General features: G+C 70.1%; 10 protein-coding genes and 2 pseudogenes. 11 read left to right on the top strand and 1 reads right to left on the bottom strand.

What is annotated here, in order from left to right:
* The first annotated feature begins 40 nt into the window (after window positions 1-40).
* A complete protein-coding gene (locus OG966_RS38030; protein WP_326654666.1) occupies window positions 41-931 on the top strand; it encodes a LysR family transcriptional regulator in 891 nt (296 codons plus the stop codon).
* A gap of 185 nt (window positions 932-1,116) precedes the next feature.
* On the opposite strand, the pseudogene OG966_RS38035 reads toward OG966_RS38030, so the two are convergent.
* Window positions 1,117-1,448, bottom strand: a pseudogene (locus OG966_RS38035) (transcriptional regulator); the annotation flags it as partial.
* 45 nt (window positions 1,449-1,493) lie between these two features.
* On the opposite strand from OG966_RS38035, the pseudogene OG966_RS38040 reads away from it, so the two are divergent.
* The 10 genes and pseudogenes from OG966_RS38040 to OG966_RS38085 all read left to right on the top strand — a co-directional run.
* Window positions 1,494-1,829 (top strand): annotated as a pseudogene (locus OG966_RS38040) (transposase); the annotation flags it as partial.
* 149 nt (window positions 1,830-1,978) lie between these two features.
* Entirely contained in the window at window positions 1,979-3,583 is a 1,605-nt protein-coding gene (locus OG966_RS38045) for a class I adenylate-forming enzyme family protein (RefSeq protein ID WP_326654667.1), read from the top strand.
* A 138-nt stretch (window positions 3,584-3,721) separates the two neighbouring features.
* The gene (locus OG966_RS38050) at window positions 3,722-5,416 is read left to right on the top strand and encodes an FAD-dependent oxidoreductase (RefSeq protein WP_326654668.1); all 1,695 of its coding nucleotides are present in this window, start codon (window positions 3,722-3,724) and stop codon (window positions 5,414-5,416) included.
* On the top strand, window positions 5,416-5,559 hold the full coding sequence (locus tag OG966_RS38055; protein WP_326654669.1) for a hypothetical protein: 144 nt from the start codon (window positions 5,416-5,418) through the stop codon (window positions 5,557-5,559). The genes OG966_RS38050 and OG966_RS38055 overlap by 1 nt, the downstream gene beginning before the upstream one ends.
* Before the next feature lie 28 nt (window positions 5,560-5,587).
* Complete coding sequence (locus OG966_RS38060) at window positions 5,588-6,544, top strand: aromatase/cyclase (RefSeq protein WP_326654670.1); 957 nt, start codon at window positions 5,588-5,590, stop codon at window positions 6,542-6,544.
* Between the two features lie 143 nt (window positions 6,545-6,687).
* Window positions 6,688-9,165: an FkbM family methyltransferase gene (locus OG966_RS38065; RefSeq protein ID WP_326654671.1), complete on the top strand. Its 2,478-nt coding sequence runs from the start codon at window positions 6,688-6,690 to the stop codon at window positions 9,163-9,165.
* A 19-nt stretch (window positions 9,166-9,184) separates the two neighbouring features.
* Window positions 9,185-10,036 (top strand): 3-hydroxyacyl-CoA dehydrogenase family protein, encoded by an 852-nt coding sequence (locus tag OG966_RS38070; protein WP_326654672.1) that lies wholly within the window; start codon window positions 9,185-9,187, stop codon window positions 10,034-10,036.
* 55 nt (window positions 10,037-10,091) lie between these two features.
* Window positions 10,092-10,346, top strand: a complete 255-nt coding sequence (locus tag OG966_RS38075; RefSeq protein WP_326654673.1) for an acyl carrier protein — start codon at window positions 10,092-10,094, stop codon at window positions 10,344-10,346.
* A gap of 20 nt (window positions 10,347-10,366) precedes the next feature.
* Window positions 10,367-11,542: an acyl-CoA dehydrogenase family protein gene (locus OG966_RS38080; RefSeq protein WP_326654674.1), complete on the top strand. Its 1,176-nt coding sequence runs from the start codon at window positions 10,367-10,369 to the stop codon at window positions 11,540-11,542.
* Between the two features lie 11 nt (window positions 11,543-11,553).
* Entirely contained in the window at window positions 11,554-12,582 is a 1,029-nt protein-coding gene (locus tag OG966_RS38085; RefSeq protein WP_326654676.1) for an HAD-IIIC family phosphatase, read from the top strand.
* The last annotated feature ends 31 nt before the right edge of the window (window positions 12,583-12,613 follow it).

Genomic DNA, 12,613 nt, shown 5'->3' on the forward strand with positions numbered 1-12,613 from the left:
GTTTTTGCTGGGCTCGAGCAATGCGAGTGATACTTCTCGTGTGGAGCTACGTCAGCTGGAGCACTTCATCGCGGTCGCCGAGGAGCTGAGTTTCACGCGTGCCGCCCGACGGCTGCACGTGGTGCAGTCCGGGGTGTCCGCCGCGATCCGCTCCCTGGAGCGCGAGCTCGGTTGCGCGCTGTTCGAGCGCACGTCGCAGCAGGTCCGGCTCACCGGGGCGGGCGCGGCGCTGCTGCCGGAGGCTCGGGCCACCCTGCACGCCGCCCAGGTGGCCCAGGACGCCGTGCGCGACGCACAGGACACGCTGCGCGGCACGGTGAATGTGGGCGCTATGGCCTCGGTCGAGGTGGTGGACCTGCCTGCGCTCCTCGGGCAACTGCACGCGCGGCATCCCGCGATCGACGTCCGGCTGCGGCTGGCGACGACCGGATCGGCGGGACTGGCGCACGCACTGCTCAGCGGGGACCTGGACGTGGCCTTCCTGTCGCTGCCCGAGCACAAACCCGCCGGGATCGACGCACGGGAGCTGGCCACGGTGCCGCTCATGCTGGTGGTGAGCGCCGCCCATCCGCTCGCGCAGCGGGGGGAGGTGGCACTTGCGGACCTCGCGGGGGAGCCCTTCGTGGACTTCCCGCCGGGCTACGGCAACCGCGAGGTGGTCGACCGGGCGTTCGCGGTGGCGGGCGTCGTACGCCGGGTGGCACTGGAAGTGCCCGACATCGACATGGGGGCGGCACTGGTCCGGCACGGTCTGGGCATCGCCTTCCTGCCCGCGTTCGCCGTTGCCCGCACCCCCGGCCTGCACGTCCTGGACGTCGACGGCACCATGCTCCGCTGGAGCATGCATCTCGGCACGTCGTCGACCCGGCGGCCCAGCTCGGCCCTGCGGGCGCTGCTCGACCTGGTCGACCTCCACGTCATCGCCCTGTGACGTCCGGGCCGCGGCCCGGACGTCTTCCGTCGGTGGTGTCCGGCCCCCCTGCGCTCGATCCGGCCGCGAGATCTGCCGCAGCGTCCGCTGACGCTCAGACTGCCGTCGTCCATAGGCGGCGTCAGACACCCTCTCGGCCCTTTCGAGGCTGGTGCCGGAGGCCGCGCCGATCATCGCGATCGCGGTGCGCGGGCGTGCGGCCTGTCGTCGGCGACCAGGACCACGTGGTCGGAACGTCGGGTCAGCAGCGAGCGCATGCCCACGGCAGCGGCAGCCCGTCCCACGGTCTGCGCGAAGGAATCGTCCGCAGTCCTGTTCGGCCACTGCACCACGACGATGTAGTGGCTGCGGTGCAGGTCGTGTCGACTGCCTCGGACCGGGCGTAGGCGCTCGCCTCGTCCGTCCCTGCCAGGAGGTCGTCGACGAGCTCGCGGTGCAACCTCAGCTCCACTTCGGCCAGATTGCGCAGGTGCGTCAGCTCCGGGGCGAGCGACGCGGCGGCGTGTTCCAGCGCTAGGGCGTGTATCGAAAGTGGATCTTGAGTGATGAATGATCACAGTTCATGGCGCGGGGAGATCTCACGGATGCACAGTGGGCGGTGTTGGTGCCGTTGTTGCCGAAGGGGAGGAAGGCAGGGCGGCCGCCCATCTGGTCCCGGCGGCAGCTCATCGACGGCATACGGTTCCGGGTCCGTACCGGTGTTCCATGGAGGGACGTCCCTGTTGAGTACGGGCCGTGGGGCCGGATCTACGACCTGTTCCGTCGATGGCAGCGGGACGGCACCTGGCACCGAGTCCTCACGGGGCTGCAGTCCCTGGTTGATGCGGAGGGCGCGATCACGTGGGATTTGAGTGTTGACTCCACGGTGTGCCGCGCTCATCAGCATGCGGCCGGGGCCGGGCCGGCTCTCCCTGTCCATCGGAATCGGACAATCTCTGCGGCCCGGATCGAGCGCTCTTCGAAGATTCCTCAAGTGCCCTGGCCGACGCTGGGGATCGCTGCTGCGGCGGACCGCAGCAGCCGGACCGAGGGCCGGAGGAGAGTCACGTGTCGAGCTTCACGTACCCGGACCTTCCGCTGGACGGACTGCTGCGCACGGCAGCCGTACGCGACCCGGACGGCACCGCCGTACGCCGTGCGGACGCGTCGGCCGGCTTCGCGGAGCTCGACGACCTCGCCGACCGCGTCGCCGCCTACCTGGAGCGGGAGACCGGCCGCTGCGGCGCCCGGATCGGTGTGGCGAACGTGCTCGACCCGGTCTTCGCCGCCACGTACTACGGCGCCAGCCGCAGTGGCAACACCGCCGTGCTGATCAATCCGCTGATCAAGGAGGACGGGCTGCGGCACGTCCTGGCCGCGGCCGACGTAGAGGTGGCGTTCGTCCCCACGCCGACGGCCGAGCTGCTCGTCAAGCTGAAGGGCGCGCTGCCCAGGCTGCGTACGGTCGTGGTGACCGACGCCTTGGACGGCGTGGTCCCGGCCGACGCGCTAGCGCTGCACAGCGTCCTCGATCCGGTGGCGACGCCCCGCGGCGGGCGCACCGACCCGGACTCCGTCGCCTGTATCCAGTTCACCACCGGCAGCACGGGCCGCCCCCGGGGCGTACTGCTGACGCATCGCAACCTCGTCGCGAACGCCCGGCAGACCGCCCTCGCGCACCGGCTGTCCGCGGAATCGGTCACCCTGAACCACCTGCCGCTCTACCACCTCATGCATCTCAACTCGGCGGTGTACGCCGGTGCGTGCCAGGTGCTGTGCCAGGACGCCGATCCCATCGCCTCCCTCGCCCTGGCCGCCGAGGTGGGCGCCACCCACTACTACGGGCTGCCCGCGCGGCTGCACCGGCTCGCCGCCGACGAGCGCCTGGGCACCGCGCTGCCGGGCGGATCCCGGCTCACGGCGGTGCTGTCGGGCGGCTCCGCGCTGCGGGCCGATGCCGCACGCACGCTGCGCGAGCGGCTCGGGGTTCCAGTCATCCAGGGCTACGGCATGGCCGAGTGCTCGCCCCTCACGCATTGTCAGCAGCCGGAGAGCTACCGGCCCGGAGCCGTTGGAACCACCGTGCCTGGGACCGAGTGCCGCCTCGTGGAGCCGCGGACCCGTGAGCCGGTCGACGTCTGGTCCACCGGCGAGGTCCAGGCCAGGGGACCCCAGGTGATGGCGGGGTATCTCGGCGAGGACCGGCCGGCCCGGCTCGACGCGGACGGCTGGTTCTCCACGGGTGACATCGGCTATCTCGACGACCGGGGCGAGCTGCATCTGACGGACCGTCTCGTCGATGTGTTCAAGTACGACAACGAAATCGTCTCGCCGAGCCTGGTGGAGCGGGTCATCAGCGCCGACCCCCGGGTCGCCGACTGCATCGTCGTCGACTGGCCCGACCCGGAGCACGGTGCGCTGGTGTGGGCCGGCGTCGTACTGCGGGACCCGCAGCCCTGCGGTCCTTACGCCCCCGGCGCACGCGGAGCACCCGGCGGGCTCGACGTCCTCGACTCGATCACCGCGCTGGCCAACGAGCGGCTCGCGCACTTCGAGCGGATCCGTCTGGTCGAAGCGCTCGACGAGGTCCCTCGCACCCCCACCGGTAAGCAGGAACGGCGCGGCCTGAGACGGCAGTTGAAGGAGCGCGCCGCCGAGCGGACCGGTGTGTGACCCGCCGCGGGACACCCCCGCGGGAGACGCCCCGACCCCAAGGAGCAATTCCATGGCGACCTTCGTCAACGACCTGACCGTGCACGGCCGCCCGCCGGCCGTCCCGGACCCGGGCATCGAGAGGATCGGGGCACGCGCGTGACGCGCCCCCAGGTGATCGTCGCCGGAGCCGGGCCCGTGGGTCTGACCGCGGCCCATGAACTTGCCCGCCGTGGCCTGCGGGTGCGCCTGATCGACGCGGCCACCGGCCCCGCCCGCACCAGCCGCGCCGTGGCCACGCACCCGCGCACCCTGGAGACATACGACCAGATGGGCATCGTGGACCGGGTCGTGGAGCTCGGCCGCAAGAACCGCGCGTTCACCATGTACGCCCAGGGGCGTCGGCTGGTGCGGCTGGACGCCGACTACTCGACGATGCCCACCCGCTACCCGTACACCCTGATCATCGAGCAGACCACCACCGAGGCGGTGCTGCGCGAGGCGGTGGTCCGGCTCGGCGTCGAGGTCGAATGGGGCGTGCGGCTCACGGACTTCACGCAGAGCCACGCCGGGGTACGGGTACGGCTGGAGAAGGCGGACGGCACCGAGGAGAGACTCGACACCTCGTGGCTCGTGGGCTGCGACGGAGGGCACAGCACCGTACGCAAGAGGCTGGCGCTGCCGCTGATCGGGGAGTCCAGCGAGACCTGGATGCTCGCCGACGCCCCCGTACACACCGAACTCCCGCCGGACACCATCTACTGGGCGCACACCGGCGGGCAGGCGCTGATGATGGTGCCGTACGCCCGCGAGGGCCACTGGCGGCTGCTGGACACCGTGCCCGCCGGTCGGGCCGGGGACCCGCGGTCCGTCCAGGAGCGGCTGTCAGTCAAGCTGTCCGCCGGCCTCGGCCACGACGTGCGGGTCGGTGAGGCCGAGTGGACCTCGGTGTTCACCTTCCAGCAGCGCATGGTGCCGCGGATGCACGACGGCCGGGTCTTCGTGGCCGGGGACGCCGCGCATGTGCACAGCCCCGCCTCGGGCCAGGGCATGAACACCGGCATCCAGGAGGCCTACAACCTCGCCTGGAAGCTCGCCATGGTCGAGCAGGGTCACGCCGGGAAGGAGCTGCTCACCACCTACGGCGAGGAGCGCGTCCCGGTCGGCCGCCGGCTGCTCGGGGCGACCCGGACCGCCACGTCGCTGGTGCAGCTGAAGAACCTGCTGGCGCCATTGGCCCTGCCGGTCGTCTTCGGTATCGTCCGCCGCGTGCCCGCCCTGCGCAGGGCCATCCAGCGCAAGGTGCTCGGCGGGATGTCGGGGCTGCGCATCGGATACACCAAGAGCTCCCTGACCACCGGAACCACTCCGACCACCGCGGGCACCGCCGCCTCCCCGTTGCCGGGCGACCGCGTCACCACGGCCGTCGCCCACCGCCCCGACGATCCCGGCTGCCAGGGCCTGCGCGACGAACTGCGCGACCCGCGCTGGTCGCTGCTGCTCGCCGCGGGCGGCACAGGACCGGGCGACGTGCCGGTGGGCGTGGCCATCACGGCGGCTGTCCAGTACGGCGAGTGGCTGTCGGTACGGACCGTCGGCGGCACAGGCCCGGACGGTCCGGCCCCGCTCAGGGACCCCGACAACACGCTGCGCACGGCGCTCGGCCTCGCGCCCGGGGGATGGCTTCTGGTGCGGCCCGACGGCTACACCGCCGCCCGCGGCTCCACGCTCACCAGGAGCAGCCTGGCACGGGCCCTCGCCCCGCTGGGCCCGGCCGAACAGCTCGCCGAAGCGGCACTGCCGGAGCCCGGCCCCGCACTCCCCGCTTCCTCCCGCTCCTCCAAGGAGCACTGATGGTGACCGAGAACCACCGCGTCGCCCTGGTCAAGGGCGCCCCCGAGGAGGTCGCGGGCCTGGCGGGCCATCCGCTTCCCCGGCCCGCCGCATCGATCACGTCGCATGCGTTCAACGCCTGCGCCGGCCCGGGCGACTTCTGATCTCTCCCCCAGGAAAGGGGTGTTTGGCATGGCAGGTGAGCGTGTGCATCGGATGTCGCACTCGGTCGATTTGGCCGCACCGGCGGGGGTCGTCTACGGACTGATCGCCGACGCGGTGCGCTGGCCGCTGTTCTTCCCGCCGAACGTGCATGTCGAGCGGCTGGAGTTCGACGGCACCAACGAGCGCCTGCGCATGTGGGCGACGGCCAACGGCGAGGTCCGGTCGTGGCTCTCGCACCGGGTGCAGGACTCGCAGGACCGGCTGATCGAATTCCGCCAGCAGAACGCGCAGGCCCCGGTGGAATCGATGAACGGCACCTGGATCGTCCAGGAGCGGGGCACGGGCGCCAGCGTGCTGACGCTGCTGCACGACTTCACCGTCGTGGGCAACCGCGCCGAGGACGTGGCCTGGGCCGAGCTGGCCACCGACACCAACACCCGCTCCCAGCTGGCGAATATCAAGCGGCTGGCGGAGAGCTGGCCGCGACTGGACGAACTGGTCCTGTCGTTCGAGGACTCGGTACGGGTCAACGGGCCGGCCGAACTGGTCTACGACTTTCTCTACCGGGTTTCCGACTGGCCCGAGCTCATCCCGCACGTGACACGGCTCGACCTCACCGAGGACGTGCCGGGCGTCCAGGTCATGGCCATGGACACGCGCACCGCCGACGGCTCGGTGCACACCACCGAGTCGGTCCGGGTGTGCTTCCCGCATGCGGGCCGCATCGTCTACAAGCAGACCACCCCCCCGGCCCTGATGGCCGCGCACACCGGCGAGTGGTCCGTGCTGCCCGACGAGAGCGGGGTGAGCGTCGTCTCGCAGCACAGCGTGGTCCTGCGGGAAGAGGCCGTCGCAGGCGTACTGGGACCGGAAGCGGATCTGGCGCGGGCACGCCGCTACGTACGCGAGGCGCTGGGCCGCAACTCCACCGTGACGCTCAACCTGGCCAAACGGCACGCGGAGAGCGCCGTCCGCATGCTGTGAGACCGGTGGAGCGTCCACTGCTGCTCCGCTCCCGCTCTAGCCGCCGGAGCCAGTCTTTGTGACGACGGACAACCTCGGAGCGGAACGGGGCAACGCAGTGGGCGCTCGCACCTCTCCGGCCGGCCGACACCCCAAGGAGAGGCATGAGCCCCTACACGATCACAGCCGAGGACACGTATGAAGCGGCAGGACCGCCGTCCGGACCGCTCCCGTGGCACCTCGCACTGATCAGCGGGGACGGGGGAGCGACCCTGGACGCCGGGCTTGCCGGGCTGAAGGCGCAGTTCGAGAACGGCCCCGTCCGCGAGGACGTACCCGTACGCATCCGCACCGCGGGCGGCCCCGGCGGAGCCCACCGAGGCGCCGTGCTGGCGGGCGACGGCGGAGCGAGTGAGCTGGGCGCCAAGGAGGCCGCGGCCCAGGCCGCGCCTGTCGCCTTCATGTTCCCCGGCCTAGGCGACCACTACCTCGACATGGGCCGTGAACTGTACCGCGACTTCCCCGTCTTCCGGGCCGCGCTGGACGGCTGCGCCGAGGCCCTCACCCCCGAACTGGGCCTCGACATAGGCGAGGTCCTCTTCCCCGGCCCGTCGGACGGGCCGGGCGGCGTATCGGCCCCTGCCGTGGACCTGCGCCGCATGCTCGGCCGTGACACAGAGCCGGAGAGCGCCGACGAACGCAGGCTGAACTCCACACGCCTGGCCCAGCCGGCGCTGTTCGTCATCGAGTACGCGCTGGCGAAGCTGTGGGAGTCCTGGGGCATCCGGCCCTCTGTCATGATCGGCTACAGCCTTGGCGAGTACGTCGCCGCGACCCTGGCCGGCGTGCTGTCGCTGCCTGACGCGCTCACCCTCGTCGCCCGCCGCGCGGCCCTCATCGACACGCTGCCCCAGGGCGCCATGCTCGCCGTCATGCTGCCGGAGGAACAGGTACGGCCGCTGCTTGGCGAGCAGGTGTCGCTGTCCGCGGTCAACGGCCCCGAGTTCTGTGTGGCCGCCGGACCCGTCGCCGACGTGGCGGAGCTGGAGCGCCGGCTCGCCGAACGGGGCGCTGTCAGCCGACGTGTCCGCTCCACCCACGCGTTCCACTCCTCGATGATGGAGCCGATCGCCGGCCCGCTCACCGAGCTGGCCGCGACCCTCACGCTGAACACCCCCCGCATCCCGTACATCTCCAACATCACCGGCCTGCCCATCACCGACGAACAGGCCACCGACCCGGGCTACTGGGCACAGCACCTCGTCAGCCCCGTCCGGTTCGCCGACGGCCTGGGCAGCCTTCCCGCCGGGAACCTGCTGCTGGAGACCGGGCCCGGCCAGACGCTGAGCAGCCTCGCGACCGTCGTACGCGGCAGCGAGGCAGGCACCGTCGTCGCCTCGATGCGCCACCCGCTGGAGCGGCAGTCCGACACGGCCGTCGCCCTCAAGGCGCTCGGCCGGCTGTGGCTCGGGGGCGCCGACGCGGACTGGGACGGCTTCCCCGTCGAGTCCATGGAAGTGACGGCCGCCGACGAGCAGGCCGCACCGCCGGACGCCGCGCGCGCCCTGAGCGCGACGGAGCAGGAGCTGCACGCACTGTGGGCCAGGCTCCTGAAGACGGAACAACTGCCCCTGGACATCAGCTTCTTCGAGTTGGGCGGGAACTCGCTGCTCGCCGCCCGGCTGATCCTGCGGATCGGCCGCACCTTCGACGTGGACCTGTCGCTGCGTCAGGTGTACGAGTTCGCCACCCTCGCCACGATGGCCGCGGCCATCGACACACTGCGCACGGGCGGTGACCTGGCCGCCCTCGCCGACCAGGGAGTCGGCTCGTCGCACACGGGCAGCTCCCTCGCCCGCCACACACTGCCCAACGGCCTGGAGATCTCCCACCAGAACGAGGCGGAGACGCGCCACTTCTACGAGGACATCTTCGACCACCGCACCTACGCCAAGAACGGGATATCCATTCCCGACGGCGCCACCGTGGTCGACGTCGGCGGCAACATCGGCCTCTTCACGCTCTTCTCGCACTACGAGGCCAAGGACGTGCGGGTCTTCACCTTCGAGCCCGCCCCGCCGCTGTTCAAGATCCTCAGCCAGAACGTCGCCGAGCACGGAGTCGACGCCCGGCTGTTCAACATCGGCATCTCCGACACCGAGACCGAGGCCAACTTCACCTTCTATCCGCGCAGCTCCGGGATGTCCTCCTTCCACCCCGACGCGGACGAGGAGAAGCACAACCTGCGCACGATCATCGCCAACCAGCAGCGGGCCGGCGCCACCGAGGGCGGCGACCAGCTCGCCACGTACGCCGACGAGCTCATCGACGTCCGCTTCGAGGCCATCGAGTTCACCGCCAGGCTGCGCCCGCTGAGCGACGTGATCCGCGAGCAGAACATCGAACGCATCGACCTCATCAAGATCGACGTGCAGAAGAGCGAGCGCCAGGTCATCGACGGCATCGCCGACGAGGACTGGCCGAAGATCCAGCAGATGGTGCTGGAGGCACACGACGCGGACGGCGAGGTCGCCCGGCTCGTCCAGCTGCTCCGGGACCGCGGCTTCACCGCCACGGCCGAGCAGGACGAGCTGTACGTCGGCACGGACATCCACAACATCTACGCCGTACGCGGCGCCTAGTGACGGAGTCGGACGAGTCATGGAATTCGCGACCGTAGGAGTCGTAGGCGCCGGAGTCATGGGCGTCGGTGTCGCACAGAATCTCGCGCAGACCGGTCACCAGGTCGTGGTGGTCGACATATCCGACGAGGTTCTCGACAACGCACGCCGGGAACTGCGCAACAGTCTGCGCACCTACGCCCTTTTCAACAAGAACTCCGGCATCGACATGGCGGCGGTGACGAGGAGAATCGAATTCACCACCGACTACGAGCTGCTCGCCAAGGCAGATTTCGTCGTCGAGAACGTCACTGAGGACTGGGGCATCAAGCAGCAGGTCTACGAGAAGATCGACCGCATCTGCCGTCCCGAGGTGGTCTTCGCCGTCAACACGTCGGCGATCTCCATCACACGTGTCGGTTCCGCCACCACACGCGCCGAACGCGTCGTCGGCATGCACTTCATGAACCCCGTGCCCATGAAGCCGCTGGTGGAGGTGATCCGCGGCTACCACACGACGCCGGAGACGATCGACACCGCCCGCCGCTTCCTCGCCGGCATGGGCAAGGAATGCATCGTCGTCGAGGACGTCCCGGGCTTCGTCTCCAACCGCGTCCTCATGCTCACCATCAACGAGGCCGTCTTCCTGGTCCAGGACGGCGTGACCGACGCGGCCTCCGTCGACAAGATCTTCAAGGGCTGCTTCGACCACAGGATGGGTCCGCTGGAGACGGCCGACCTCATCGGTCTCGACACCATTCTCAAATCCGTCGAGGTGCTCTACGAGAGCTTCAACGACGACAAGTACCGGCCGGCCCCGCTGCTCAAGAAGATGGTCGCCGCCGGGCTCCTCGGGCGGAAGAGCGGCGAGGGATTCCACCGGTACCGCTGACCGACAGAGGCCACCACCGGACCTCCGGACCGAAAGACGACAGGACGGGAAAAGAATGAGCACGGACAACAGGGCACGAATAGCGGAGTATCTGTCCCGCTTCTTTCCGGTGCACGATTTGAAGGACGACGACGACATCTTCGAACTCGGCTTCGTGAGTTCGATGTTCGCGATGCAGCTGGTCTCCTTTGTCGAGCACGAATTCGGCATCACGGTCGAGAACGAGGACCTGGAGCTCGAGTACTTCCGCTCGATCAGTGCCCTCGACGCATTCGTCAACGGCAAGCTGTCCGCGCCGGTGCCCCAGTAGCAGGGGACGGACCGACGACGATGACCACCACGCTCAGCGCGGAACAGGCCCAGGCCCAGAAGGAATTCCGGGCGTTCGCCGACCGCCACGTCGCACCGCACGCCGACGCCAACCACCGCGCCCAGCGCACCCCGCCGCAGACCGTCCGGCTGCTCGCCGACGAAGGCCTGCTCGGCCTGCCGGTACCCCAGGAGTACGGCGGCGGCGGCTGCGACGCGGTCACCCTCGGGCTGCTCGCCGGTGAACTCGGCCGGGCCTGCTCCTCGCTGCGCAGCCTGCTCACCGTCCACACGATGGTGGCGCACGCGATCGCTCGCTGGGGCAGCCGCTCCCAGAAGGAGACCTGGCTGCCCCGTCTCGCGCGCGGTGAGCGCATCGGCGCGCTCGCCGTCTCCGAGCCCGGCGCCGGCAGTGACGCGGCGAGCGTGAGCACCTCACTCCTGCGCGACGGCGCCGGCTGGCGGCTCGAGGGCCACAAGAAGTGGACGACCTACGGGGAGACTGCCGACCTGTTCCTGGTCCTCGGCCGCTCCGAGGAGGGGCCGACCGCGGTGCTCGTGGAGCGGGACACCCCCGCGCTGCGCACCGAACTCATCGAGGACCTGATCGGCATCAGGGCCTCGATGACGGCCGATGTGTACTTCGACGGTTGCCCGGTGCCGGCGGACAATGTGCTGGCCCGCCCCGGCCTCGGCATCTCGCACGTCGTGGGCGCCGCCCTCGACCTGGGCCGCTACACGGTCGGCTGGGGTTGCGTCGGCATCCTCGACGCCTGCCTGGAAGCGAGCGTCGACTACGCGGGCGACCGCGAGCAGTTCGGGTCGCCCATCAAGGAGCACCAGCTGATCAGGCGACTGATCAGCAACATGTACACGGACGCGAAGGCGGCCCGGCTGCTGTGCCTGGAGGCGGGCAGTCTGCGCGACGCGCGCGACCCGGGAGCCCTGGCCGCGACATCCACTGCCAAGTACTTCGCCTCGACGGCCGCCACCCGCGCGGCGGCCGACGCCGTGCAGATCCACGGCGCCAACGGATGCGGGTCCGGCTATCCCGTACAGCGCTACCTCGGCGACTCCAGGGTCATGGAGGTCATCGAGGGCAGTTCACAGATCCATCAAGTGGGCCTTGCCGAGTACGCGTTCCAGGAACGCGTACTCGGCCGCCGCGGTCCGGCCCGTACGAAGCCCGGGAAGTGAGTGAGCCAGCGATGACGACAACCGTGAAATGCGTGGTCTGGGACCTCGACAACACCGTGTGGGACGGGGTGCTGCTGGAGGACGGGGACGTCAAGCTGCGGCCGGGCGTCGCCGAGGTGATCCGTACGCTGGACGAGCGCGGCATCCTGCACTCTGTCGCCAGCCGCAACGATCACGACGCCGCCCTGGCCAAACTTCAGGAGTTCGGCCTCGCCGAGTATTTCCTGTACCCGCAGATCAACTGGGGCAACAAGTCCGACTCGGTAAAGGCCGTGGCCGAGGCGATCAACATCGGCATCGACACCCTGGCCTTCGTCGACGACCAGCCCTTCGAGCGTGACGAGGTCGCCCACACACACGCGCAGGTGCTGTGCATCGACGCCCTCGACGCCGAGCGCATCCCGCAACTGCCCCAGATGCGGCCCCGGTTCGTCACCGCCGACTCCCGGGAGCGCCGCCACCTCTACCGCGCCGACGCGCAGCGCAAGCAGGCCGAGGAGACCCACCAGGGCACCGACGAGGACTTCCTCGCCTCGCTGGACATGCGCTTCACCATTTCCGCCGCAAAGGAGCGCGACCTCCAGCGGGCCGAGGAACTGACCGTGCGCACCAACCAGCTCAACGCCACCGGATACACCTACTCCTACGAGGAGCTGGACGCCTTCCGCCGCTCGCCCGGGCATGACCTGCTCGTCGCGGGACTCCAGGACACGTACGGCAGCTACGGGAAGATCGGCCTCGCCCTCGTCCAACGCGGCGACGCCGTATGGACGGTGAAGCTGCTGCTGATGTCCTGCCGGGTGATGTCGCGGGGCGTTGGTTCGGTCCTGCTGGGCCACCTCATCCGCAGCGCCCACGAGGCGGGCGTGAAGCTGCAGGCCGAGTTCGTGCCCACCAGCCGCAACCGGACCATGTTCGTCACCTACAAGTTCTCCGGCTTCCGCGAGATCGCCAGGAACGGCGACGTGTCCGTGCTGGAGCACGACGGGGCACGGATCCCCAACTTCCCGCCGTACATGGACGTCACGGTCGAAGTCTGACCGACGTCGCGCACCCCCCCTTTGCTCAGTG

The organism is Streptomyces sp. NBC_01750, from assembly GCF_035918095.1.
Taxonomy (GTDB): Bacteria; Actinomycetota; Actinomycetes; order Streptomycetales; family Streptomycetaceae; genus Streptomyces.